The organism is Pseudomonas mosselii (genome assembly GCF_003205295.1).
GTDB lineage: Bacteria > Pseudomonadota > Gammaproteobacteria > Pseudomonadales > Pseudomonadaceae > Aquipseudomonas > Aquipseudomonas mosselii_B.
The window spans coordinates 13507-38758 of record NZ_QJRP01000039.1 but is presented as its reverse complement, the minus strand read 5'-3'; the positions used below and the strand labels follow the sequence as shown (position 1 = coordinate 38758).

25 protein-coding genes and 2 pseudogenes are annotated in these 25252 nt (G+C 64.3%); 5 read left to right on the top strand and 22 right to left on the bottom strand.

Going from position 1 to position 25252, the window contains the following annotated elements; all coding sequences use genetic code 11:
* Positions 1-112: ATP-binding protein (locus tag DMX06_RS26640; protein ID WP_146232233.1), on the top strand; the 112-nt coding region annotated here is incomplete at its 5' end.
* Positions 113-239: 127 nt separating this feature from the next.
* Here the strand turns inward: DMX06_RS26640 and pdxJ are convergent.
* From pdxJ to rpoE, 10 genes are all read right to left on the bottom strand, one after another.
* Positions 240-962: a pyridoxine 5'-phosphate synthase gene (gene pdxJ, locus DMX06_RS23200; protein WP_375538115.1), complete on the bottom strand. Its 723-nt coding sequence runs from the start codon at positions 960-962 to the stop codon at positions 240-242.
* Between the two features lie 62 nt (positions 963-1024).
* The gene (recO, locus tag DMX06_RS23195) at positions 1025-1708 is read right to left on the bottom strand and encodes a DNA repair protein RecO (RefSeq protein WP_110739524.1); all 684 of its coding nucleotides are present in this window, start codon (positions 1706-1708) and stop codon (positions 1025-1027) included.
* A 124-nt stretch (positions 1709-1832) separates the two neighbouring features.
* Complete coding sequence (era, locus tag DMX06_RS23190; RefSeq protein WP_028690122.1) at positions 1833-2735, bottom strand: GTPase Era; 903 nt, start codon at positions 2733-2735, stop codon at positions 1833-1835.
* Entirely contained in the window at positions 2728-3417 is a 690-nt protein-coding gene (gene rnc, locus DMX06_RS23185) for a ribonuclease III (protein WP_028690123.1), read from the bottom strand. The genes era and rnc overlap by 8 nt, the downstream gene beginning before the upstream one ends.
* 161 nt (positions 3418-3578) lie before the next feature.
* Positions 3579-4433: a signal peptidase I gene (gene lepB / locus DMX06_RS23180; RefSeq protein ID WP_110739523.1), complete on the bottom strand. Its 855-nt coding sequence runs from the start codon at positions 4431-4433 to the stop codon at positions 3579-3581.
* A 5-nt stretch (positions 4434-4438) separates the two neighbouring features.
* Complete coding sequence (lepA, locus tag DMX06_RS23175; protein WP_110739522.1) at positions 4439-6238, bottom strand: translation elongation factor 4; 1800 nt, start codon at positions 6236-6238, stop codon at positions 4439-4441.
* Between the two features lie 294 nt (positions 6239-6532).
* Positions 6533-7939 carry a DegQ family serine endoprotease gene (locus DMX06_RS23170; RefSeq protein ID WP_371263124.1) on the bottom strand — a complete coding sequence of 469 codons (1407 nt, stop codon included), beginning with the start codon at positions 7937-7939 and terminating at the stop codon, positions 6533-6535.
* Between the two features lie 200 nt (positions 7940-8139).
* A complete protein-coding gene (locus tag DMX06_RS23165; protein ID WP_110739521.1) occupies positions 8140-9105 on the bottom strand; it encodes a MucB/RseB C-terminal domain-containing protein in 966 nt (321 codons plus the stop codon).
* A 13-nt stretch (positions 9106-9118) separates the two neighbouring features.
* The gene (locus DMX06_RS23160; RefSeq protein ID WP_110739520.1) at positions 9119-9709 is read right to left on the bottom strand and encodes a sigma-E factor negative regulatory protein; all 591 of its coding nucleotides are present in this window, start codon (positions 9707-9709) and stop codon (positions 9119-9121) included.
* 31 nt (positions 9710-9740) lie between these two features.
* Entirely contained in the window at positions 9741-10322 is a 582-nt protein-coding gene (rpoE, locus tag DMX06_RS23155) for an RNA polymerase sigma factor RpoE (protein ID WP_003252049.1), read from the bottom strand.
* A gap of 436 nt (positions 10323-10758) precedes the next feature.
* Here rpoE and nadB point away from each other — a divergent pair, with 436 nt between their 5' ends.
* Positions 10759-12372, top strand: coding sequence for an L-aspartate oxidase (gene nadB, locus DMX06_RS23150; RefSeq protein WP_110739519.1), 1614 nt, complete (start codon positions 10759-10761; stop codon positions 12370-12372).
* A gap of 185 nt (positions 12373-12557) precedes the next feature.
* Here nadB and DMX06_RS23145 read toward each other — a convergent pair whose 3' ends face one another.
* Positions 12558-13520, bottom strand: coding sequence for an NAD(P)H-quinone oxidoreductase (locus DMX06_RS23145; protein ID WP_110739518.1), 963 nt, complete (start codon positions 13518-13520; stop codon positions 12558-12560).
* Positions 13521-13664: 144 nt separating this feature from the next.
* On the opposite strand from DMX06_RS23145, the gene DMX06_RS23140 reads away from it, so the two are divergent.
* Positions 13665-15746, top strand: a complete 2082-nt coding sequence (locus DMX06_RS23140) for a carboxy terminal-processing peptidase (protein ID WP_181427885.1) — start codon at positions 13665-13667, stop codon at positions 15744-15746.
* A gap of 108 nt (positions 15747-15854) precedes the next feature.
* The gene (locus DMX06_RS23135) at positions 15855-17612 is read left to right on the top strand and encodes a bifunctional diguanylate cyclase/phosphodiesterase (protein ID WP_110739516.1); all 1758 of its coding nucleotides are present in this window, start codon (positions 15855-15857) and stop codon (positions 17610-17612) included.
* Positions 17613-17681: 69 nt separating this feature from the next.
* Here the strand turns inward: DMX06_RS23135 and DMX06_RS23130 are convergent, their stop codons facing one another.
* From DMX06_RS23130 to DMX06_RS23110, 6 genes and pseudogenes are all read right to left on the bottom strand, one after another.
* Complete coding sequence (locus DMX06_RS23130; protein WP_050703980.1) at positions 17682-18050, bottom strand: hypothetical protein; 369 nt, start codon at positions 18048-18050, stop codon at positions 17682-17684.
* A pseudogene (locus tag DMX06_RS26930) lies at positions 18047-18217 on the bottom strand (helix-turn-helix domain-containing protein); the annotation flags it as partial. The gene DMX06_RS23130 and the pseudogene DMX06_RS26930, both read right to left, overlap by 4 nt.
* A gap of 66 nt (positions 18218-18283) precedes the next feature.
* A pseudogene (locus tag DMX06_RS26925) lies at positions 18284-18391 on the bottom strand (transcriptional regulator); the annotation flags it as partial.
* Between the two features lie 90 nt (positions 18392-18481).
* Positions 18482-18922, bottom strand: a complete 441-nt coding sequence (locus tag DMX06_RS23120) for a YkvA family protein (protein WP_028690135.1) — start codon at positions 18920-18922, stop codon at positions 18482-18484.
* Between the two features lie 279 nt (positions 18923-19201).
* Positions 19202-19924: an FKBP-type peptidyl-prolyl cis-trans isomerase gene (locus DMX06_RS23115; RefSeq protein WP_028690136.1), complete on the bottom strand. Its 723-nt coding sequence runs from the start codon at positions 19922-19924 to the stop codon at positions 19202-19204.
* Between the two features lie 231 nt (positions 19925-20155).
* Positions 20156-20938, bottom strand: coding sequence for a class I SAM-dependent methyltransferase (locus tag DMX06_RS23110; RefSeq protein WP_110739514.1), 783 nt, complete (start codon positions 20936-20938; stop codon positions 20156-20158).
* A 96-nt stretch (positions 20939-21034) separates the two neighbouring features.
* Here DMX06_RS23110 and DMX06_RS23105 point away from each other — a divergent pair, with 96 nt between their 5' ends.
* On the top strand, positions 21035-21655 hold the full coding sequence (locus tag DMX06_RS23105) for an energy transducer TonB (RefSeq protein WP_110739513.1): 621 nt from the start codon (positions 21035-21037) through the stop codon (positions 21653-21655).
* Between the two features lie 2 nt (positions 21656-21657).
* On the opposite strand, the gene DMX06_RS23100 is transcribed toward DMX06_RS23105, so the two are convergent.
* The 5 genes from DMX06_RS23100 to tsaB form a co-directional block, all read right to left on the bottom strand.
* A complete protein-coding gene (locus DMX06_RS23100) occupies positions 21658-22347 on the bottom strand; it encodes an extensin-like domain-containing protein (protein ID WP_110739512.1) in 690 nt (229 codons plus the stop codon).
* Between the two features lie 6 nt (positions 22348-22353).
* Complete coding sequence (locus DMX06_RS23095) at positions 22354-23184, bottom strand: isocitrate lyase/PEP mutase family protein (RefSeq protein ID WP_110739511.1); 831 nt, start codon at positions 23182-23184, stop codon at positions 22354-22356.
* Positions 23185-23206: 22 nt separating this feature from the next.
* Positions 23207-24076: a DUF72 domain-containing protein gene (locus DMX06_RS23090; protein ID WP_110739510.1), complete on the bottom strand. Its 870-nt coding sequence runs from the start codon at positions 24074-24076 to the stop codon at positions 23207-23209.
* A gap of 3 nt (positions 24077-24079) precedes the next feature.
* A complete protein-coding gene (locus DMX06_RS23085) occupies positions 24080-24370 on the bottom strand; it encodes a hypothetical protein (protein ID WP_028691563.1) in 291 nt (96 codons plus the stop codon).
* A 132-nt stretch (positions 24371-24502) separates the two neighbouring features.
* Entirely contained in the window at positions 24503-25177 is a 675-nt protein-coding gene (tsaB, locus tag DMX06_RS23080; protein WP_110739509.1) for a tRNA (adenosine(37)-N6)-threonylcarbamoyltransferase complex dimerization subunit type 1 TsaB, read from the bottom strand.
* Positions 25178-25252: the final 75 nt, after the last annotated feature.

Below are 25252 nucleotides of genomic sequence, written 5' to 3'. Positions count from 1 at the left end.
GTTGGGGCTGGCGATCGTGAAGTCGATCATGCAGTTGCATGGGGGGCGGGTGGAGGTTCAAAGCCAACCAGCGGGCCCGACTCGCTTCACCCTGGTCTTCCAGGCCGAGTGATCCACCGCCAGCGCCGGCCTCTTCGCGGGTAAACCCGCTCCCACAGGGATCTCACCAGCCCTGGGGCTTGCCCAGTACCTGTGGGAGCGGGTTTACCCGCGAAAGGGCCGGTACTGAAGAGCGCTGATCAGCGCGAAGCGGCGACGATCAGTGCCTTCATCTCTGCTACCGCCGCCTTGAAACCGACAAACAGCGCATGGGCCACCAGCGCGTGGCCGATGTTCAGCTCGTTGATGCCCCTGATCGCGGCGACGGCCTCGACGTTGTGGTAGTGCAGGCCATGCCCGGCATTGACGATCAGGCCCTGGCCAACGCCAAATGCCACGCCATCGACAATACGCTTGAGCTCCTCGGCCACCTCGGTCGGCGTCTCGGCGTCCGCATAGCGGCCGGTGTGCAGCTCGATAGCCGGCGCGCCGACACGGCGCGAGGCCTCGATCTGCCGCTCGTCGGCATCGATGAACAGCGACACCTCGGCGCCGGTGCGCGACAGGCGCTCGACCGCCGCCTTGATCCGCGCTTCCTGGCCAGCCACATCGAGGCCGCCTTCGGTGGTCAGTTCCTGGCGGGTTTCCGGCACCAGGCAGATATGCGCCGGGCGGATCTTCTCGGCGAAGGCCATCATCTCTTCGGTGACGCCCATCTCGAAGTTCATGCGGGTCTGCAGCACGTCCTTGAGCAGCAGCACGTCGCGCTCCTGGATATGCCGGCGGTCTTCGCGCAGGTGCACGGTGATGCCGTCGGCACCCGCTTCCTCGGCGTCCAGGGCGGCCTTGACCGGATCCGGATAGCGGGTGCCCCGGGCCTGGCGCAGGGTCGCCACGTGGTCGATGTTGACGCCGAGAAGCATGCGGTTGCTGTGAGTCACGAAAGGGCTCTCCTGAAGATTGAGCCCCACAGCATACGTCGTGCTCAGCGCTTGCGAAACAGTTCCCGGCTGACCAGTGGCTTGGGCCCCAGGTGAACCGCCAGGGCCTGGCGCATCAGGCGCTTGGCGGCAAGCAAGGCACCGGGCGCTTCCCAGTCGGCCTGGGCCAGGGCCAGCAGTTCGCTGCCCTTGAACAGCCCGGGCTGGAACAGTTCCACCCGCTCAAGACCAGCGTCCACCTGCAGGCGATAGAGCCCCTCGGCGACGACTGCGCTGTCGTTGACGTCATGGTCCAACGCGAAGGCATAGCCCAGCTCGTCCAGAAGGCGCCATTCGAAGGAGCGCAGCAGCGGCTCCAGCGGGCGGCCCGCGGCCAGGGCCTGCAAGGTCAGGGTGTAGTGCTCGAACAACGCCGGATGCGGCGCCTCGGCGGGCAGCAGGCGCATCAACAGCTCGTTGAGGTAGAGCCCGCTGAACAGCGCGTCGCCGTGCAGCCAGGCCGCGATGCCGCTGCTTTCCAGGCGACCGACGTTCTTCAGTTCGCCGCGCCCGCGCAGCTCGACTTCCAGCGGTACGAACGGCCGCACCAGACTGCCACCCTTGCCCCGCGCCCGGCGCAGCACCGCCCGCACCCGACCCTGGGGGGTGAGGAAGTCCACCAGCGCGCTGGTTTCCTTGTAGGCGCGGCTGTGCAGCACGTAGGCGGGTTGGGGGGTGGGTTGGTCCATGCACTGTCTCTGAAGGCCATATGCACCTGTGGGAGCGGGTTTACCCGCGAAAGCGTCAGTGGATTCACTATCGCATTCGCGGGTAAACCCGCTCCCACAGGAAAAACGGGTTCGCAGGTAAGGCTTACAGGTCGCCGTAACCCAGCGAACGCAGGGCGCGCTCGTCGTCGGACCAGCCACCCTTGACCTTCACCCACAGGTTGAGCATGACCTTGGAGTCGAACAGCACTTCCATGTCCTTGCGCGCCTCGGAACCGATGCGTTTGATACGCTCGCCCTTGTCGCCAATGATGATCTTCTTCTGCCCGTCACGCTCGACCAGGATCAGCGCATGGATATGCAGCACATGGCCCTGCTGCTTGAACTCCTCGATTTCCACGGTGATCTGGTACGGAAGCTCCGCACCGAGCTGGCGCATGATCTTCTCGCGCACCAGTTCGGCGGCGAGGAAGCGGCTGCTGCGGTCGGTGATCTGGTCTTCGGGGAAGAAGTGCTCGTTCTCCGGCAGATGCTTGGCGATCTGGGCCTCCAGCGCTTCGAGGTTGTGCCCCTGCTGCGCGGAGATCGGCATCACTTCGGCGTTCGGCAGTTGTTCCTGCAGCCATTGCAGATGCGGGATCAGCTCGGCCTTCTCTTCCATGCGGTCGGTCTTGTTGACCGCGATGATCAACGGGCCGGTCACGTACTGCACACGCTCGAGCACAAGCTGGTCCTCGTCGGTCCACTTGGTACGGTCGACCACGAAAATAACCACGTCGACGTCCTTGAGGGCCGCCGAGGCGTTGCGGTTCATGTAGCGGTTGAGCGCCTTGTCGTTGGCCTTGTGCATGCCGGGAGTGTCGACGTAGATCGCCTGCACGTCACCCTCGGTCTTGATGCCGAGCATGTTGTGGCGGGTGGTCTGCGGCTTGCGCGAGGTGATCGCCAGCTTTTGCCCGAGGATATGGTTGAGCAGCGTGGACTTGCCCACGTTCGGGCGACCGACGATGGCCACGTAGCCGCAGCGGGTCGAAGTGTTCTCAGTCATTGCCATTCTCCACGCCCAGGGCGATCAATGCAGCGGCAGCGGCGACCTGCTCGGCGATACGCCGGCTCACGCCCTGGCCGCGGCTTTTCTTGTTCAGCAGGACCACTTCGCACTCGACGAAGAAAGTCCGGCAGTGCGGTTCGCCCTGGATGTCCACCACTTCGTAACGCGGCAGCTCGCAGGCACGCGACTGCAGGAACTCCTGCAGGCGCGTCTTGGGGTCCTTGTTGGTGTCGACCAGGGTCAACCCGTCGAACTCATCGGTCAGCCAGGCCAGGATGCGCTCGCGGGCGGTCTGCATGTCGGCGTCCTGGTAGATGGCGCCGATCAGGGCCTCGAGGGCGTCGGCGAGGATCGACTCGCGACGAAAGCCCCCGCTCTTGAGTTCGCCCGAGCCCAGGCGCAGGTACTCGCCCAGGTCGAAGCCACGGGCCAGGCGAGCCAGGGTCTCGCCCTTGACCAGCCGCGCGCGCAGGCGCGACAGCTGGCCTTCGCGGGCCTGCGGGAAGCGCTCGAACAGCGCCTCGCCGACCACGAAGTTGAGGATGGCATCGCCGAGGAACTCCAGGCGCTCGTTATTGCGCCCGGCATAGCTGCGATGGGTCAGGGCCAGCAGCATCTGGTCCTGGTTCTTGAAGGTGTAGCCGAGCTTGCGCTCCAGGCGGGCCAGGGAAGCGCTCATGGGGCCACCCGTGCAATGTTCAACGCGTTGTTCAAATCAACATCCTGAAAGACGGTTTGACTGCGGTCTGTCGCCGGAAACGGCGAAAGCTCTCGCTCCCTGAGAACACAGCCTATGTCAGAAATGCAATCGGCGCTGTCCGTGGACAGCGCCGTCGTTAGTCAATGGATCAGCCCGACCCGCGACAAGTTCGGGAAGTGGCTGAGTTTCGGCTCCGGCCAGCTCATCCATACCGCGAAGGCCTTGCCGACGATGTTGCGGTCCGGAACCATGCCGTGCAGCTCCTTTGGAATGTTCGGGTCATCCCAGAAGCGGCTGTCGTTGGAGTTGTCGCGGTTGTCACCCATCATGAAGTAGTGACCGGCCGGCACGGTCCATTGCTGGTCCGGCGGCATGCGGTAGCGGGTCATCTCCTTGCGGATCAGGTGCTCGGCTTCACCGAGTTTCTCCTTGTACAGCTCGGCGCTGCCCAGGGTACCCGGCTCGCTGCCGACCAGTTGCTCGGCAATCGACTGGCCGTTGACGAACAGCCGCTTGTCGCTGGTGTAGCGCACCACGTCGCCCGGCAGGCCAACCACACGCTTGATGTAGTTGACGTTGGGGTCGCTCGGGTAGCGGAACACCATCACATCCCCGCGCTGCGGATCGCCCACCTCGATGACCTTCTTGTCGATCACCGGCAGGCGAATGCCGTAGGAGAACTTGTTCACCAGGATGAAGTCGCCCACTTCCAGCGTCGGCTTCATCGACCCCGACGGGATCTGGAACGGCTCGACCAGGAACGAACGCAGCACCAGCACGATGAACAGCACCGGGAAGAACGACTTGCCGTACTCGACCAGCAAGGGCTCCTTGTTCAGACGTTCGACCACGGCCATTTCGGGCTGGCTGACGCTGCCCTGGTAGTTGGCGATCGCCGCCCGCCGGCGCGGGGCCAGGAACAGCAGGTCGATCAGACCCAACAGGCCGCAGACGGCGACAGCGATGACGAGCAACAGCGGGAAATTTAGCGACATAGGACCTAGCTATCCAACCTGAGCACAGCAAGGAAGGCTTCCTGTGGAATCTCCACGTTACCCACCTGCTTCATGCGTTTCTTACCGGCCTTCTGCTTCTCCAGCAGCTTCTTCTTACGGCTTACGTCGCCACCGTAGCACTTGGCCAGTACGTTCTTTCTGAGCGCCTTGACGGTTGTCCGCGCGATGATCTGGCCGCCAATGGCTGCCTGGATCGCCACATCGAACATCTGCCGAGGGATCAGTTCCTTCATCTTTTCGGTCAATGCGCGGCCTTTGTAGGCGGCATTGTCGCGGTGCACGATCAGGGCCAGGGCATCGACCTTGTCGCCGTTGATCAGCACGTCCAGCTTGACCAGGTTCGCCGACTGGTAGCGGTCGAAATGGTAGTCCAGCGACGCATAGCCGCGGCTGGTCGACTTCAGGCGGTCGAAGAAATCCAGCACCACTTCGTTCATCGGCAGGTCGTAGCGCACCTGCACCTGGCTGCCGAGGAACTGCATGTCGCGCTGCACGCCACGCTTCTCGATGCACAGGGTGATGACGTTGCCCAGGTGCTCCTGCGGTACCAGGATGGTCGCGGTGACGATTGGCTCACGGAAGTCGTTGACCGCCGAGACGTCCGGCAGCTTCGACGGGTTGTCGACGGTGATGGTCTCGCCGGTCTTGAGCTCCAATTCGTAGATCACGCTCGGCGCGGTGGTGATCAGGTCCAGGTCGTATTCGCGCTCCAGGCGCTCCTGGATGATCTCCATGTGCAGCATACCGAGGAAGCCGCAACGGAAGCCGAAGCCCAGGGCGTCGGAGCTTTCCGGCATGTACTGCAGCGACGAGTCGTTCAGGGTCAGCTTCTGCAGGGCGTCGCGGAAGTCCTCGAAGTCGTCGGAACTGACCGGGAACAGGCCGGCGTAGACCTGCGGTTGGATCTTCTTGAAGCCTGGCAGCACTTCGACTTCAGGCGTGTTGGACAGGGTCAGGGTGTCACCCACCGGCGCGCCATGAATGTCCTTGATGCTGGCGATGATGAAGCCCACTTCACCGGCTTTCAGATCAGCGGTCTGGGTGTGTTTCGGGGTGAACACGCCGACGCTGTCGACCAGGTGCACCTTGCCGGTGGACTTGACCAGGATCTTGTCGCCCTTCTTGACGCGGCCCTGGCGTACGCGCACCAGCGAGACCACGCCCAGGTAGTTGTCGAACCAGGAGTCGATGATCAGTGCCTGCAGCGGCGCATCGATCTCGCCCTCCGGCGCGGGGATGGTCTGCACCAGGCGCTCGAGTACCTCGTCGACGCCCATGCCGCTCTTGGCACTACAGGCCACGGCATCGGTGGCGTCGATGCCGATGATCTTCTCGATCTCGTCCTTGACGCGGTCCGGGTCGGCCTGGGGCAGGTCCATCTTGTTCAGCACGGGCATGACTTCCAGGCCCTGCTCGATGGCGGTGTAGCAGTTGGCCACGGACTGGGCCTCGACGCCTTGACCGGCATCGACCACCAGCAGCGCACCTTCGCACGCCGCCAGCGAGCGCGAGACTTCATAGGTGAAGTCGACGTGACCGGGGGTGTCGATGAAGTTCAGCTGGTAGGTCTTACCATCCTGAGCCTTGTAGTGCAGCGTGACGCTGTGGGCTTTGATGGTGATACCGCGCTCGCGCTCGAGATCCATGGAGTCGAGAACCTGAGCTTCCATTTCGCGCGCAGTCAGGCCACCGCACATCTGGATGAAACGGTCGGCCAGCGTCGACTTGCCATGGTCGATGTGGGCGATGATGGAGAAATTGCGGATATGACTCAAATCACTCACGGGTCAACACTCGAAAAGGCTGCGAGCCGGACGCCCGCCGAAAAATAGCCGGGAATTGTACCTCAAGCCGGAGGGATATGGGAGATTCCTCTATCGGGTGCACTTCCGCACTGTAGGAGCGGCCTTGTGCCGCGATCGGGCGCGCAGCAGCCGCAATATCCAGCATGCGCTGCACCCCAGCGCCTCTGCGGCCGCTGCGCGCCCGATCGCGGCACAAGGCCGCTCCTACAGAGAATTGTGAAATTTCATGAAAAAAGGCAGCCGAAGCTGCCCTTTCCCTACCGTTCAACCCGCTTATTCAGCCAGCTTGAAGGTGATGAAGCTGGCACGCCCCTGACGCAGTACGCGCATGGACACCGAACGGTTCTTCGGCAGCTCCTTGGCGATCTCGGTGAACTGCTTGGCCGAGGCGATGGCCTGGTTGTTCAGGTGGCTGATGACATCACCCGGACGCAGGCCGATCATGGCTGCAGGGCCATCCTGGACTTCCTTGATGACCACGCCGCCCTTGAGCTCCAGCGACTTCTTCTGCTCGGCGGTCAGGTCGGACACCGACACGCCCAGCCGGTTGCTGCTGCGCTCGGCGCTGCCATCGGCACCTGCGCCCAGGCCGATGTCGGCGTCATCCTCGGGCAACGCGCCGATGGTGACATCCAGATTCTGACGCTTGCCGTTGCGGATGATCTCCAGCTTGGCCTTCTCGCCGTCCTTGAGGCTGCCGACCAGGTGCGGCAGATCGGCGGACATGACGATCGGCTGGCCGTTCATGCTCAGGATCACATCACCCACCTGCAGGCCGCCCTTGGCTGCAGGGCCGTTTTCCAACACCTGGGCCACCAGGGCGCCGGCCGGCTTGTCCAGGCCGAAGGATTCGGCCAGGTCCTTGTTGACCTCCTGGATCACCACGCCCAGCCAGCCGCGGCTGACCTTGCCGTCTTTCTTCAGCTGGTTCGACACATCGATCGCCACGTCGATCGGGATGGCGAACGACAGGCCCATGAAGCCGCCGGAACGGGTGAAGATCTGCGAGTTGATACCCACCACCTCGCCTTTCATGTTGAACAGCGGACCACCGGAGTTGCCGGGGTTGATGGCCACGTCGGTCTGGATGAACGGCACATAGGTGTCGTTGGGCAGCGTACGGCCCTTGGCGCTGACGATACCTTTGGTCACCGAGTGGTCGAAGCCGAACGGCGAGCCGATGGCCAGCACCCACTCACCGACCTTGAGCTTCTCCGAGTCGCCCAGCTTGACGGTCGGCAGGTTCTTGCCCTCGACCTTGAGCAGGGCCACATCGGTGCGCGGGTCGGTGCCCACCAGCTTGGCCTGCAGTTCACTGCGATCGGACAGGCGGACGATGATCTCGTCGGCGTCGGCCACCACGTGGTTGTTGGTCAGCACATAGCCGTCGCTGGAGATGATGAAGCCCGAACCCAGTGACTGCGCCTCGCGCTGGCGGTCGCCACGGGGCGAACGCGGCTGCTGCGGCATGTTGCGCTCGAAGAACTCGCGGAACATCGGCGGCAGGCCTTCGAGGTCCGGCATCTGCCCGGCGGCGACGCGGCGGTCCGGCAGTTTCTGCTTGGTACTGATGTTGACCACCGCCGGCGAGGCCTGCTCGACCAGGGTGGTGAAGTCCGGCAGGGATTCCTCGGCCTGGGCACTGAGCACCTGGCCGAGCATGAGCACGGCGGCGAACATCGATAGGTAGGTTTTCAAACGTGGTATTGACATACGGCTCCCGTCACAACGAGCGTAGTTAGCAGTAAGGTTCCCGCAGACGCAGGAAAGGCCAGACTCCGAGAAGCCTGACCTATAGGAAATTTGCGGCAGGATTGCAAATGACAATGCCTTAATTTCATGTCAGCTCTGTGTAACAAGAGCTGTCAGAAGGCGCGCCGTCATTGACGCGCCTGGGCATCCTGGGCCCGCATCGACAGGGCGACACGTTCGGCGGTGCCCAGCGGGATCTCGCCGACCACCGTGACCATCACCTTGCCCTTGGGCGTGTTCAGGCGCCGCGACACCGCGACGGTGGGGCCGAGCTGGGCACGGGTATCGATACCGGCCTCGTTGCCGATGGGCTCGAGGAATACCGAGAAACGGGCCAGGCCGTCGTCATACATCAGGCTGCTGACGGTGCTCTTGCGTTCAGGGTCGCGGCGCACTGAGCTGTTGACCAGCTCGAACCCCGGCGGCAGCCAGTCCGAACGCCATCCGACAACGGTTTCGGCAGTGCCGCCAGCCATGCGTTCGACCGGCTTGCAACTTGCGCTGGCACCGAGGTCGGCGTCGGTTGGCACATCGTCGGTGTTCAGGCGGGTCATCTGGAAGCGCTCGAGCAGTTGGCCCTTGTCGTTGAGCATCAACGAACGCAAGGGCAGGCCGGTGCGGCGATCCAGGTGCAATTCGAAGGCGTAGCGGTGCTGGTCACGCGGGGTGAGCGCGACAATCACCGCGTCGCGCCCGGCGACGCGTGACTTGCCTGCAACGCTCAGGTCGTACCAGCTCATCAGTTTCAGAGGATCGAGCACACGCGGTGCCGTGTCCGGCGGCGTGTCCACGCGACTGACCAAGTTGCCGCTCACGCATTGCACCTTGCCATCGACCCGCACGATTTCCTGGGCCGAGCCGTCGAGCTGCAGCAGCCGCTCGCTGACCTTGCCGTCCTGGACGCGATGCCAGATATCGTGGGATGAGAAGCTGCCGTTGCGTTCGTAAACGAAGGATCCCTGGTAACTCTGCTGCTGCTCGGCCCGTGCCAGCTTGTTCAGCCACTCGCTCGCCTCGGGCGAGGAGTTGGCGGCCAGGGCCTGCACCGTCAGGCTGCTGCCAAGCAGCAGCGACAGGAGAGGTAGCGCGCGCATGATCCTCCTTAACTTAGCGGTTTTCCAGGCTGGCGGCGCGGGCGTAAGGCAGCGCGGTCTCGTTGCCCTTAAGCGCGGACTCCTGGGCATGCTGGCGCAGGTAGCCCGGCAGGCGTTGATCCCAGCCGGCCTGGTTTTGCAGCACACCGTTGGCCATCGGCCCGGTCGGTTGCTCGTTGCCTTCACTATAGCCTGCCAATACGGCCGGACCTTGCGCCTGTGGCATGGTCAGGCCCTGCTGGGCAGGCTGCTGGGCGGCCAGCTCGGCACCGCTGATCTCGTCCTGGTTGTAGAAGCGCACGCCGGCAAGCACCGCAACGGTCACCGAAGCGGCCACGGCCAGACGACCGAGGCTGCGCCAAGGGCCCTGCTTGACCTTGGCCGGCACGGCCTCGTCGGCCAGTGCCGCGGAAACCGCCGAGGCGATGTCCAGCTTGGGCAGCAGCAGCTCCTTGTGCATGGCTGCGCGGGCAACCTGGTAACGCGACCAGGTGGCACGGGTTTCGGCATCGTCGACGGCGTTCAGCACGCGACGCAGTTCCAGTTCGTCCGCTTCGTTATCCATCACCGCGGACAGCGATTCCTGCAAAGCTTCACGACTCATGGCGGTTCCTCTCTTGGCTGTCGCCGCTGTCTCAGGTTTCCTGCAACAGGGGTTGCAGGGCTTTGTCTATGGCCTCCCGAGCGCGGAAGATTCGAGAGCGCACGGTACCCACCGGACATTGCATGACGCTGGCAATGTCCTCGTAACTCAATCCATCGAACTCACGCAGGGTCAGCGCCGTACGCAAATCTTCCGGCAGTTGCTGGATGGTCCGATGGACAGTGCCTTCGATTTCATCCCGCAACAACGAGCGCTCTGGGGACTCGAGATCCTTGAGACCATGATCGCCGTCGTAGAACTCCGCATCCTCGGAGCTCACATCACTGTCTGGTGGCCGTCTTCCGCGGGACACCAGGTAGTTCTTCGCCGTGTTGATGGCGATGCGGTACAGCCAGGTATAGAACGCACTGTCACCGCGAAAATTCCCAAGCGCACGGTATGCCTTGATGAAGGCTTCCTGCGCCACGTCCTGCGCCTCATGGGTGTCGTGTACGAAACGCACGATCAACCCGAGAATCTTGTGCTGATACTTCAGCACCAACAGATCGAAAGCTCGCCTGTCGCCACGCTGCACGCGTTCGACAAGCTGCTGATCCTCTTCCTGGGTTAGCATGAACACTCCTCAGTGATCTCGAAGGAGCGTTGCAACAGCCATCGTTCAGGCTTGCAACCATAGACTCGGGCTTTGCGCAAAAGTTCTCCCCTCCAAGCAAGTTTCCTGCGGCCCTTGGTCGGCTCGCACGAAAGACGCAGCGCGGTCACGGCCGGCTGCGTCGATAATCTGGTTTCGTTACGCAGGTGTCAGCCCAAGATAGAGCTGCCGCCTTGCGTCGCCGCGGCAATCTGTGGCGTACGGGCAGCCTTCATAGGATTTCCAGGGGTATCGGAAAGTTCCCAAAAAGATCGCTCCCCACCCGTATGCGCCATTGGAAATCAAGCGCCCGGGGCTGCTATAAAGGCATCCCGGCCAGGTTTCACGATAGTTTCACAGTGCCATCTGCGCTCGACTATTGTGCCGTGCCCCTTCCAAAGATTACTAGTGTCCCGACATGAGCCAACAATTCCAACATGATGTCCTGGTGATCGGCAGCGGTGCCGCCGGTCTCAGCCTGGCACTGAACCTTCCGCGCCATCTGCGCATAGCCGTGCTGAGCAAGGGCGACCTGGCCAACGGCTCGACCTTCTGGGCCCAGGGCGGCGTCGCCGCGGTGCTCGACGACACCGACACCGTGCAGTCCCATGTCGAGGACACCCTCAACGCCGGTGGCGGACTGTGCCACGAGGACGCCGTGCGCTTCACCGTCGAGCACAGCCGCGAGGCCATTCAGTGGCTGATCGAGCAAGGCGTGCCGTTCACCCGCGACGAACACTACAGCGTCGACGACGGCGGCTTCGAATTCCACCTGACCCGCGAGGGCGGTCACAGCCACCGGCGCATCATCCATGCCGCCGACGCCACGGGCGCCGCGATCTTCACCACCTTGCTGGAGCAGGCCCGGCAACGCGCGAACATCGAACTGCTCGAACAGCGCGTGGCCGTCGACCTGATCACCGAACGCCGCCTGGGCCTGGACGGCGACCGCTGCCTGGGCGCCTACGTGCTGGACCGCAACACCGGCGAGGTGGACACCTTCGGCGCGCGCTTCACGGTGCTGGCCACCGGCGGCGCGGCCAAGGTCTACCTGTACACCAGCAACCCCGACGGCGCCTGCGGCGACGGCATCGCCATGGCCTGGCGAGCCGGCTGCCGGGTGGCGAACCTGGAATTCAACCAGTTCCACCCGACCTGCCTTTACCACCCACAGGCCAAGAGCTTCCTGATCACCGAGGCCCTGCGTGGCGAGGGCGCCCTGCTGCGCCTGCCCAATGGCGAGCGCTTCATGCCGCGCTTCGACCCGCGCGAAGAGCTGGCGCCACGGGATATCGTCGCCCGCGCCATCGACCACGAGATGAAGCGCCTGGGGGTGGACTGCGTCTACCTGGACATCAGCCACAAGCCGGCCGACTTCATCACCAGCCACTTCCCGACGGTCTACGAGCGCTGCCTGACCTTCGGCATCGACATCACCCGCCAGCCGATCCCGGTGGTGCCCGCGGCCCACTACACCTGCGGCGGAGTGATGATCGACGAGCACGGCCACACCGACGTGCCCGGCCTGTATGCCATCGGCGAGACCAGCTTCACCGGCCTGCACGGTGCCAACCGCATGGCCAGCAACTCGCTGCTCGAGTGCTTCGTCTATGGCCGCGCCGCCGCCGCCGACATCGAGGCGCGCCTGGACCAGGTCGCCATGCCCCGCGCCCTGCCCTGCTGGGACGCAAGCCAAGTGACCGACTCGGACGAGGACGTGATCATCGCGCATAACTGGGACGAGCTGCGGCGGTTCATGTGGGACTACGTTGGCATCGTGCGCACCAGCAAGCGCCTGCAGCGCGCCGAGCACCGGGTGCGCATGCTGCTGGGCGAGATCGACGAGTTCTACAGCAACTACAAGGTCAGCCGCGACCTGATCGAGCTGCGCAACCTGGCGCAGGTGGCCGAGCTGATGATCCGCTCGGCCATGCAGCGCAAGGAAAGCCGAGGCCTGCACTACACCCTGGATTACCCGGGGATGCTGCCCGAAGCCCGGGACACCATTCTGGTGCCGCAGAACCACGAGTGAGGCTACGGCCTGCGCGATCCCTGTAGGAGCGGCCTTGTGTCGCGAAAGGGCTGCGAAGCAGCCCCGGCGATTGATGCGTGAACCATTCAACCCTGGGGCCGCTTCGCGGCCCTTTCGCGACACAAGGCCGCTCCTACAGGGTTATGTGCCGCAGATAATCATGTGCCAACGAGCCACTACACCGATCAAACGAGCGTTGGATCGATCACCAACACCAGCTTGCCGGACACCTGGTTGCTCGCCAGCTCCGCGTAGGCGGCCTCGGCGAACGCCACCGGATAGGTGTCGACCAGCTGTGGCGACAGGCGCCCCTCAGCGAACAGCGGCCACACCTGCTGACGCAGCTCGCGCAACAACTCTGCCTTGAACACATCATCGCGGTTGCGCAGGGTCGAACCGGTGATTTCCAGGCGCTTGCCCAGCACCACCGCCAGGTCCAGCTCGACCTTGCGCCCGCCCATCAGGCCAATGATCACCCAGCGCCCGTCACGGGCCAGCAACTTTAGGTTGAGCGGGCCATAGCTGGCGCCCACCGGATCGAGGATCACGTCGAACGGCCCGAGCTGCTCCAGATCATCGAGGTTGTCATTGCGCACCACGCCGCCCGCGGCCCCGAGGGATTGGCAATAGGCCAGGCGCTCCGGCGAACCGACGCTGACCCACACCGGGTTGCCGAACGCCTTGCACAGCTGGATGGCAGCGGAGCCCACGCCACTGGCACCGGCATGCACCAGCACCTTCTCACCGGCTTTCAACGCGCCCAACTGGAAGATGTTCAGCCAGGCCGTGGCATACACCTCGGGCACCGCCGCCGCCTCGTGCAGGTTCAGGCCCTCAGGCACCGGCAGCACGTGCCGGGCGTCGACCACGACTTCCTCGGCCATGCCGCCGCCGGCCAGCAGCGCGCAGACCCGGTCGCCCACACGCCAGTCGGCGCCAGCCCCGACCTCCTCTACGATCCCTGAGCACTCCAGGCCCATATAAGGGCTGGCACCGGGAGGCGGTGGGTACAGCCCGGCCCGCTGCAGCAGGTCGGCGCGGTTCAGCCCGGCGGCAGCCACTCGGATGCGCACCTGCCCGGCATCGCAGGCCGGGCGCTCGGCCTCGACCCACGCCACATGTCCGTCAACGCCTTGCAATGCCTTCACAGTGCCTCCATAGTTGAATCATATGACTGAGCCTGGGATAAGCACGTCCCAGGCTTTTTGCAGTATGCGTCCGGCTCCGATGGAACCGGCGAACGGAAAAGACGGCCTACTATGCGTGATCAATTGCCTCCACGTCGAATCAGCATGAAGCATTTCCTCCCCAGCACCGCCCTCGCCCTCATGATCGGCCTGGGCAGCCTCACGCTCGGTGGCAATGCGGCCGCCGCCAACAAGTGGGACAGCCTGCAGCCGGACCGCGACGAGGTCGTGGCCAGCCTCAACATCGTCGAGCTGCTCAAGCGCCACCACTACAGCAAGCCGCCGCTGGACGACGCCCGTTCGGTCATCATCTACGACAGCTACATCAAGCTGCTCGACCCGTCGCGCAGCTACTTCACCGCGGCCGACATCGCCGAATTCGACAAGTGGAAGACCCAGTTCGACGACTTCCTCAAAAGCGGCAACCTCGAACCCGGCTTCACCATCTACAAGCGCTACCTGGACCGCGTGAAGCAGCGCCTGGACTATGCCCTGGGCGAGCTGAACAAGGGCGTCGACAAGATCGACTTCACCGTCAAGGAAGACCTGCTGGTCGACCGCAAGGACGCGCCATGGATGAAGAACCAGGCCGAACTCGACGACCTGTGGCGCAAGCGCGTGAAAGACGAGGTGCTGCGCCAGAAAATCTCCGGCAAGGAGCTCAAGCAGGTCCAGGAAACCCTGATCAAGCGCTACAAGAACCAGCTGGCGCGCCTGGACCAGACCCGCGCCGAAGATATCTTCCAGGCCTACATCAACACCTTCGCCCAGTCCTACGACCCGCACACCAACTACCTGTCGCCGGACAACGCCGAGAACTTCGACATCAACATGAGCCTGTCGCTGGAGGGCATTGGCGCAGTGCTGCAGAGCGACAACGACCAGGTCAAGATCGTGCGCCTGGTGCCGGCAGGCCCTGCCGCCAAGACCAAGCAGGTCGCCCCGGCAGACAAGATCATCGGCGTGGCCCAGGGCAACAAGGAAATGGTCGACGTGGTCGGCTGGCGCCTGGACGAAGTGGTCAAGCTGATCCGCGGCCCGAAAGGCTCGGTGGTGCGCCTGGAGGTGATTCCGGCCAGCAACGCGCCGAACGACCAGACCAGCAAGATCGTCTCGATCACCCGCGAAGCGGTCAAGCTCGAAGAACAGGCAGCGAAGAAGTCGGTGCTAAAGCTCAAGCAGGACGGGCGTGACTACAAGCTGGGGATCATCGAGATCCCGGCCTTCTATCTGGACTTCAAGGCCTATCGCGCTGGCGATCCGGACTACAAGAGCACCACCCGCGACGTGAAGAAGCTGCTCACCGAGCTGCAGAAGGAGAAGGTCGACGGCGTGGTCATCGACCTGCGCAACAACGGTGGCGGCTCGCTGCAGGAAGCCACCGAGCTGACCAGCCTGTTCATCGAGAAAGGCCCGACCGTGCTCGTGCGCAACAGCGACGGCCGTGTCGACGTGCTCGAGGACGAGAACCCGGGCGCCTTCTACAAAGGCCCGCTGGCACTGCTGGTCAATCGCCTGTCGGCCTCGGCCTCGGAGATCTTCGCCGGTGCCATGCAGGACTACCACCGCGCGCTGATCATCGGCGGCCAGACCTTCGGCAAGGGTACCGTGCAAACCATCCAGCCGCTCAACCACGGCGAGCTCAAGCTGACCCTGGCCAAGTTCTACCGGGTTTCCGGGCAAAGCACCCAGCACCAGGGCGTGCTGCCGGACATCGCCTATCCGTCGATCATCGACACCAAGGAAATCGGCGAAAGCGCCCTGCCGGAAGCCATGCCGTGGGACACCATCCGCCCGGTGGTCAAGCCGGCCTCCGATCCGTTCAAGCCGTTCCTGGCCCAGCTCAAGGCGCAGCATGAGACGCGCAGCGACAAGGACGCCGAGTTCGTCTACATCCGCGACCGCCTGGCGCTGACCCAAAAGCTGATGAACGAGAAGACCGTCAGCCTCAACGAGCAGCAGCGTCGCGCCCGCCACGACGAGATCGAGGCCAAGCAGCTGGCGCTGGAGAACACCCGCCGCAAAGCCAAGGGCGAAGAACCGCTGAAGGAGTTGAAGAAGGAAGACGAGGACGCCCTGCCCGCCGAGCCGGACGACACCAAGCCCGAGGACGATGCCTACCTGTCCGAGACCGGTCGCATCCTGCTCGACTACCTGAGCCTCAGCACGTCGGTGGCCAAGCACTGAAGTGATGGCGAAATAATGTGACCTGTCATCAAACAGTCACCGGACTGTCGTGAAATGGAAGGGCCGGACGTGCAAGCGTCCGGCCTTTTTCACTTCAGGAAGCAGTCCATGACCGTCACCGAACAGCTCAGCGCATTGAGCGCCATCCTGGCTCAACGCAGCATCCACTGTCTGTTCCAACCCATCGTCTGCCTTTCCGAACGACGCGTCCTCGGCTATGAAGCCCTGAGCCGCGGCCCGTCCAACAGCCCACTGCACTCGCCGTTGAACCTGTTCGCCATCGCCCGCCAGGCCGGTCGCCTCGCCGAACTGGAGGTGCTGTGCCGGGAAACCGCCTGCCGCCGCTTCAGCGAACTGAACCTGCCGGGCCAGTTGTTCCTAAACGTTTCGCCCGAGTCCCTGGTCGAACCCGACTACCCGTCCGGGCGCACCCTGCAGATGCTCGAAATGATCGGTCTGGCGCCCAGCAGGGTGGTCATCGAGCTGACCGAGCAGACACCCACCGAAGACTTCCAGTTGCTGTACAACGCCCTGCACCACTACCGCGACATGGGCTTTTCCATTGCTCTGGACGACCTGGGAGCCGGTTACTCGAGCCTGCGTCTGTGGTCGGAGCTGCGCCCGGACTATGTAAAGATCGACCGCCATTTCATCGACGGCATCCACCAGGACCCGCTCAAGCGCGAGTTCGTCGGTTCGATCCTGCAGATCGCCCGTGCCTCCCGCGCCCAGGTGATCGCCGAGGGCATCGAACTGGCCGAGGAGCTGGCAGTGCTGGGCGACATGGGAGTGAACCTCGTCCAGGGCTACCTGCTCGGCCGCCCCCAGGAGTTTCCAGCAGGCGACAGCCTCGGCCTGCCGCCCCCAGAGCCAGGCACCGCCGTTGCACTGAGCGAGGACAGCAGCGACCTCAGTGCCCTACTGATCCAGCAATCTTCGGTCACCCTCGATACCGCCACGCAGCAGGTGCTCGACGCCTTCCGCCGCCAGGCCAACCTCAACTCCCTCGCCGTGCTGGACGAGCAAGGCTGTCCCTGTGGCATCGTCCACCGACACTCGCTCGCCGACGCCCTGCTTCAGCCCTTCGGTACCGACCTGTTCGCGCGCAAGCCGATCAGCCGACTGATGAGCCAGGACTTTCTCGCCGTCGAGCGCGGCCAGTCGCTGCAGCAGGTCAGCCGCCTGCTCACCAGCCGAGCCCGTCAGCGTATCGAGGAAGACTTCATCATCACCCGGAATGGGCGATACCTGGGGCTCGGACGGGTGATCGACGTGCTCAAGTTGATCACCGAGCAGAAGCTCCAGCAGGCGAGGCACGCCAATCCGCTCACCCTGCTGCCGGGCAACGTGCCGATCCAGCAGTGCCTGGCGCGCCTGTTGCTGCAGCGGCGCGAGGCCGCCGTGTGCTACGTGGACATCGACAGCTTCAAGCCTTTCAACGATATCTATGGCTATGCTCGTGGCGATGAAGTGCTGTTGTGTCTGGCCCAGTGCCTGAACGACTGCGTCGACCCGAACCGGGACTTCGTCGGCCATATCGGCGGCGACGACTTCATGCTGGTGCTGGGCTCGGCGGACTGGCGCGAGCGCCTGCAATTGCTCCTGGAGGCCTTTGGCCGGCAATGCCAACGCTTCTACCGCAGCGAACACCTCGAAGCCGGATGCTTCATCGCCCACAACCGCCAGGGACAGCGGGAGATGTTCGCCTTGCTGTCACTGTCGATCGGCGTGGTCTGGCTGGGGCCCGACAGTAGCGACGGGCTGGATGCCGGCCAACTGGCCGAACTCGCCTCCCAGGCCAAGCGCCAGGCCAAGGATGGCGGTGGCTCAGGCCTGAGCCTGATCGATACGACTGCGCTGAGCTAAACCAGAGGACCGCTATGCGGTCCTTTCGCCGGCAAGCCGGCTCCCACAATCCAGCCTACAGCCCCGGTTTCAGGCTTCTTCCGGGTAGCGATACTCGAACACCCGCACCACTTCCGAGGCATGCCAGGATGCCGCCTCCATGCCATCCACCGGCCCGGAAAACCGCCCCAGGCGCTCGACGCACTCGAAGAACCCGGTGCGTGGCAGGCGACTGGCCCCCTGGCTGATCACCAGCGAACTGCGCAGCGGCTGCTCGGCGCGGGCGTCGAGCGTCGCCAGGTACTCGAGGGCCGCCGTCAGGGTCTGCATGGCCGGGCTGGGCAATTGCAGACGCTCGAGCAGCGCACGGTAGGTGAGCAGGTGGCGTTGACGGCGGGCCAGGTCGAGCTCGGTCAGCAGGCTCTGCCACTGCTGACGGCTGATCCTGACCTGGCTCATGACGGCTCGCTCCAGCCGGCCACGCCCAGGTGCCAGGCCAGGCTGCGCAGGATCGCAGCGTCCGGGCGTCGCTCCCCGGACTCGATCATCGCCAAGTAGGCCGGGCTGATGCCGACACTGCGTGCCAATTGCTCCGGGGCCAGGCCCTTGGCCTGACGCAAGGACGCCAGCTGGTCCAGGGAGGACTGGCTGGCGCTCGGTTGAGTGCTCTCATTGTGACTGACTGAGTCGGGAGCTACGGCCGACGCCTGGCCTGCGGCCACCAGCAACTTCTGATATTGCTCCCAGGGAACCACTGCGTACTCGGGCTGACCGTCCCGGCTGATGACCTGAATACCCATACAACCCCCTTGACGTTGGATTACGGCATGTAATCCGTAGGCATAACCCTTATGCCAATTATATTACCAACCTCGGGGGTCTGTACGGAATCAGCTGCCGGGACGCTCGAGACGCAGCGCCTCGGGGGTGTCCGGCAGGCGCTCGACCACCCGCAGCCGCTCCGGTGCCTGGGCGTCGCGCCAAGCCTTGAAGCGGCCCAGCTCATCGGCCACGGTCTTGAGCACCCAGCCCAGCACGGCGATGTCGTCGAGCAGGCCGACACCCAGCAACCAGTCGGGAATGGCGTCCAGGGGGCTCACAAAGTACAGCAGCCCGGCGACGATGGTCACCAGCGCCTTGGGGCTGACGGCGCGGTACTCGCCACGCCACCAGGCCAGGCACAGCGCCTGCATCAGGCGCAGGTCCTCGCGTAACTGGCCCAGTTTCGGTCCCTTGCGGGCCACCGCGAACAACAGGGCCGGCAGCCGGCCACGACTGAGCAGGCGCTCGGCCAAGGGCAGGAAGCGGGCGAAATTCCAGGGTGCGCTCATGGGACCTCCAGAGGAGCAGGGGTTATCCACATTTATTGTGGATAACCTTGTGAACAGGGCGACATTGGCGCCGCGTGGTGCCCGCCGGGCAAGGGCCGGGTACGAATCGGGCGTTTTTTACACAACCGTTTCAATCGCGCAAACGTTTTGCGACACCGGCACCCGCGTCTGCACGGCTACTGCTTGCGACAGTGAATGACGCCGACGGTTCGCGTCAAGCCGGACTGAAAACGACGACGCCCCGTCGAAACGGGGCGTCTTCTTGCAACGGGCCGGGTATTACTTGGCCGGTGCCTGGTCGGCCTTGGCCGGATCCTTGATGGCAATCAGTTCCAGGTCGAAGACCAGGACCGAGTTGGCCGGGATCAGCGGGCTCGGGCTCTGGGCGCCATAGGCCAGCTCAGCCGGGATGTACAGCTTGTACTTCTCGCCGACGTGCATCAGTTGCAGGCCTTCGACCCAGCCCGGGATCACGCCGCTGACCGGCAGGTCGATCGGGCTGCCGCGCTCGACGGAGCTGTCGAAGACCTTGCCGTCGGTCAGCTTGCCTTCGTAGTGGACAGTGACCACGTCGGTCGGCTTGGGTTGCGGGCCGTCGGCCTTCTTGACCACTTCATACTGCAGGCCCGAAGCGGTGGTGATCACGCCAGGCTTCTTGCCGTTTTCCTCGAGGAACTTCTTGCCGGCGGCGGCAGCTTCCTCGCTGGCCTTGGCCAGGCGTTCTTCGGCGCGCTTCTGCAAGGCGGTGAAGGCTTCAACCAGCTCTTCGTCCTTGATGCGCTGCTCTTTCTTGCCTACCGCGTCCTCGATGCCCTGGGCGACGGCTTTCGAGTCCAGGTCGTCCATGCCTTCCTGAGCCAGGCTCTTGCCCATGTTCAGGCCGATACCGTAGGAGGCCTTCTGTGCCGGAGTCTTCAGCTCGACGCTGCTGGTCTGGGCGTCGCAGCCCGCGAGGACCAGGCCTACCAGGGCAACCGCGGCCGCCAAACGATGCTGTTTCATGTAATTTCCTTGTTCATGCGCCATGAGGGCAATCAGGGTAAAGCCGCGAGCTTAGCAGGCGGCCGCGACCAATGGCTACCGGCATAAGAGTGGGTTGCAGGTTGGAAGTTCCTGAGTGAAAGGTTGTTCATGGCAGGCGGGGGCGGCCTATGGCCATTATTGAATGTTTTCGGGGGTCAGGGCTCCCAGAGTGTCTCAAACCAACACCGACCAAAATCAACTAACCAACAATCAAGCCTTCAACGCCTTCTTGGGATAAATATCGTACCGACTCGACTTCCCTTCCAGGCTATGACTCGGCTTGGCCCCCTCGATGACAGGCGCCTTGCGCGGCCGCTTGACCACCACCCGGTGCGTGGCCAACGCCAAGGCCGCCTCGAGCAACGCCGGCGCATCCAGGTCATCGCCGACCAAAGGCCTGAATACCCGCATTTCCTTCTTCACCAACGCACTCTTGTCCCGATGCGGAAACATCGGATCCAGGTAGATCACCTGCGGCGCCTCCCCCTCCCAGCCCCGCATCCGCTCGATGGCATTGCCCGTCAGCAGGCGCATGCGCGCAACGATCGGTCCGATTTCCTCATCCCCGCGCGCCCGCGCCAGGCCATCCTCCAGCAGCGCGGCAATCAACGGCTGGCGCTCGATCAGGGTCATCTGGCAACCCAGGCTGGCCAGCACGAACGCGTCCTTACCCAACCCCGCCGTGGCATCGAGCACCCGCGGACGCACGCCCTGGGCAATACCCACGGCCTTGGCGATCATCTGCCCGTTGCCACCGCCGTACAGCCGCCGGTGCGCCGCCTGCCCCTCGACGAAATCCACCCGCACCGGCCCCGGTGCCTGCGGCCCCAACTGCTGGATCTGCAGGCCCTCGCCGCCCAGTTGCACGGCGAATTCCGCGGTTTCATCGACCAACGGCAAGCCCAGCCGCTCGGCCCACGCCTCGGCCTGCACCTGGAACTGCGGGGCCAGTGCCTCGACCCTGATACCTGCGCCCTGCTGTTGCTCTACCATCCGTTCCCGCACTCGAAAAAAATTAATGAAACCCCGGCCAGAGCCGATAAAGGCAATATCCCGCTATTCTGCCAGAGCTCAACGTCCGCGACTGCCATGTCAGACACTCTTCCCATCGGCTTGACCTACTTGTCGCCCGTCGGCAACTACGGTCGACAGAATACCCAGGCACTGGGTGGCGTCAGCCACCTGTGGCAGGATTTCTTTGCCCGGGCCATGGCAGAGCAGTCGGAAGGCGAAGTCGACACCTTCAGCCAGGCGCTGTTGCAGTGCGACAAGGACAGCGGCGAACCGGTCGGCGGCGCCCGGGCCCTTGCCCTGATCGACGCCCAGCGTGCCCTGCCGGTTCACGACACCGAAGTGGCCCCGCCCGAGCCACTGTTCCTGCCCAAGGCGGAACTGGAAGCCAAGCTGCTGCCACCCGCCCCCGAACCCTTCGACACCGTCGAACTGATCGAGCAACAACGCCAGCTCGATATCAGCAACAGCTGGCTGCGCCCGGTGGTCATGAGCCAGGGCCACCCCATCGCCGAGCCCGGCCCCGGCCCATCGCCGCGGCCGCTGTTCCTGCCGATCGCCGAGTTCGAGACCAATCTGCTCGACCCTGCGCCGGAACCCTTCGACGAGCAGACACTGGCCAAGCAGCAGAACGACCTGGAGTTCGATATCCACTGGGCGCGCCCGGTGGTGCTGAACAACGTGCGCGTACACGCCTGAGTTCAACGGCAGATCTGCCAGAAGCCCATGTCCACATGAAAGTGGTTGTGGTGCGCGGCGTTGTAGTCCGGCCCCAACGCCGTACTGAAGCTTTCGCAGGCTGCAGCCTGCACCTGGCGCAAAAAATCAGCCTTGGGGCCTTCTTTGTGCCAGTCCTGTGCCAGCACGATGCGTTGGCCATTCTTCAGGCGAAAACCGCTGATATCCAGGGCATTGGCCGTGGCATGCTGGCTTAGCCGGCCTTGCTTGCGGTGATAGACATTGCGACAGGCGAAACTGCCCAGATGATCGACCTGGACCACGGGCTGGCCAAACACCCGCTGCGCCGCGGGCTGCAACCCATGCACTTCGAACAGCGCATAGGCCACGGCCAACGGACAGCTGGCGAGGAAACTGCTGCTCAACCGCGCCTGCCCACCTTCGACACGCCAGACGTTACGCAGCGGGCAGGCGGCCTGCTGCGGGCTGTCACTCTGCTGTCGATAGCGCAACGTGGTGGTCTGCAACGCCTGTCGGCACAACTCTGGATCGTCGCGCAGGCGCGACAGCTTGTACGGCGTCAACAGGTTCGGGGACTGCCGCACATCCAGGGCAGCCCAGGGATTCCAGGCATCCGGCAGACGCCAGCCCGACAACCAGGCGAGCAGCACAATCAGCAGCAGGCCGCCCAGCAGGATGAACACTCTGCGCATGCGACCTCAGCGACGGAACAGATCATTGAGCTGGGCGAAAGGCAGGGCCTGCTCACCATAGCCGAAGGTGCCCTGCTCGCGAATTTCCAGCGCGGCCCGCTGCAAGGCGCCCAACGCCGCCCGCGCCAGCGAGGAACCGACACTGATGCGCTTCACGCCAAGGTCCTGCAGTTGATTCACGCTCAACGGTACGCCCGCCATGCCCATCAACACATTCACAGGCCTGGGCGCCAAGGCCTGTACCACCGCGCGGATCTCATCGACGCTACGCAGACCCGGCGCGTACAGCACGTCCGCTCCGGCCTCGGCATAAGCCTGCAAGCGGCGGATGGTGTCGTCCAGGTCAAGTCGCCCGTGCAGCAGGTTCTCGGCGCGGGCGCAGAGAGTGAAGGGGAAGGACAGGCTACGGGCGGCCTCCACGGCGGCACGCACCCGTGCCACAGAGAGCTCGAAATCGTAGATCGGCGCATCGCTACGCCCGCTGGCATCCTCGATCGAACCGCCCACCAACCCTGCTTCGGCGGCACGCAGGATGGTCTGCGCGCAGTCTTGTGGCAAGTCGCCGAAGCCGTTTTCCAGATCCGCCGCCACCGGCAACGGCGTGGCATCGACGATGGACCGGGCGTTATCGAGGGTCTCTTCGAGCGTCAGCGCGCCTTCGGCATCCGGCCGTCCGAGGCTGAACGCCAGCCCGGCACTGGTGGTGGCCAGCGCTTCAAAGCCGAGGCTGGCCAACAGCCGGGCGGAGCCGGCATCCCATGGGTTGGGAATGACGAACGCGCCATCACGCTCATGCAGTGCCTTGAAGGCTTCGGCTCGCAGGGTTTGCACATCCATGGTTCAACCTCCGACAGTCAGATCACAATAACCCCAGTTGTTCGACCTCAGGGGCGCGCGGCAAATCAGGCAGCGCCGCCAAGCCTGGCAACAGGCCCATCAGACGCTGGTGAAAACGCAGGGCCAGTGCCGCGGCCAGACGGTTGTCCGAGGTATGCAGAAACACGTACGGGCGGCGCCCCTCTTCGATCCAGGCGGCGACCTTGTCCACCCAGGGCGTGAGAAAGCGCTCGTTGGCCTCGAGCTCGGGATGGCCGATGAAACGTACTTGCGGGTGCTGGGTAAAGGCCGCCGGGCGCGGCGGCACCTTGGGCTTCTTGGCTTGGGCATGAAGCACGGCGGGCTCGCGCGAGGCGCAGCTGAACAGCGCACGCGGATCCAGGCAGATGCGCTCGACACCGCGCTCATGCAACAGGCGGTTGAGCTGGCGCTCCTCCTCGCCACGGGCAAAGAACGCGTCGTTGCGCACCTCCACCGCCACCGGCACGCCGATCTCATCGAGAAAGTGCGCGAGCTCTCCGAGCCGCGTCGGCCCGAACATCGCCGGCAACTGCAGCCAGTAAGGCGACACGCGCTCGCCCAAGGGGGCCATCAGCCGGGTGAAGTCCAGCGCCGAGTCGAGCTGCTCGCGCAGGTCGCCCGCGTGGCTGACATCCCCTGGGAACTTGGCGGTGAAGCGAAACCCCGCCGGCATGATCTGCGCCCAACGTTCGACCGTTGTCGGCGCGGGGCGGGCATAGAACGTGGTGTTGCCTTCGACGGCATTGAATACCTGGCTGTAGAGCCCGAGGAACTCACTGGTGCGGGCGTCGGCGGGGTACAGGTACTCGCGCCAGGCGTTTTCAGCCCAGGACGGGCAACCGAGGAAATAAGGGAGGGGTAATGGCGTCATCCATCAAATGTACAGGTCCAGCCCCAGCACTTCCATCTCCCAGTCGGTGAAGCCGGCAGTGGTCAGGTAGCTGGCCAGCGCCGTGGAAGTACGCCGGTCGCGGGCGCGGGGGAAGATCAGGTCCTGCTGGCGGGCCGGCAGGTTCTCGCCGCGACGGCTGGCACGGCTGACCTGTGCGTCGATGTCCTCGATGATCTCGGCGTCGGCTTCGTCGATGGCTTCGTCACGCGCCGGCGCCTTGCGAGGCGCACGCTTGATGGGGTAGCTCTGTGAGGAGAAGCCGTCGATACGCATGACTGGGGCACTCAGGATCAATGATGGCAATTTAGCAGCATCAGGAATCCTTCGCTAATGCCCGAACTGATAACTGGACCACAGAACGCGCAAAAGGTTTTATCGTGAACGGCGATAGCCGACGAACTGCATTCAACGCGCCTTGGGCGTAGCCACATTATCGCGCAGGTAGACCGGTTGCGCCTGCTCGGCGGCGACCGCCTCGCCCCGCGCCCAGGCGAAGCCGGCCAGGGCAAGGATATCCAGGGCGTTGGGCAGGGCTGCCGCGTCGCTGGCCGCGACCTGCACCGCCAGCCGCTCGGCGTAGCCCCAGCCGGTGCCTGCGCCGAACCACTCGCCATCCAGGCCTTGCGGCAGCGTTACCCGCTCGGGCGGCAGCACCATTTCCTGGCCGAGCAGGCGCATCTCGCCCTGCTCGGCGCGGTAGCAGCCCCAGTACACCTCGTCCATGCGCGCATCGATGGCCGTGGCCACCTGCTGCACGCCTCGCTCGCGCAGCGCGCCCTGGGCCAGGGCTGCCAGGTTGGACACCGGCAGTACCGGACGCTCGAGGGCGAAGGCCAGCCCCTGGACCACGCCGATGGCGATACGCACGCCGGTGAAGGCGCCCGGACCACGACCGAAGGCGATGGCGTCCAGCGCGCTCAGCGCCACGCCTGAGTCGGCCAGCAGCTGCTTGATCATCGGTAGCAGCTTCTGCGCGTGCAGGCGTGGGGCCACCTCGTAGTGGCTGGTCACCTTGCCGTCGTGCAGCAGGGCGACGGAACAGGCTTCGGTGGCGGTATCCAGGGCCAGCAAGGTGGTCATTGAACGAGGTATCCAGGCGACAGGGAAAAAGAGCGGCAGTATAAACGACAACGGCCCGCAAGCGGGCCGTTGTCA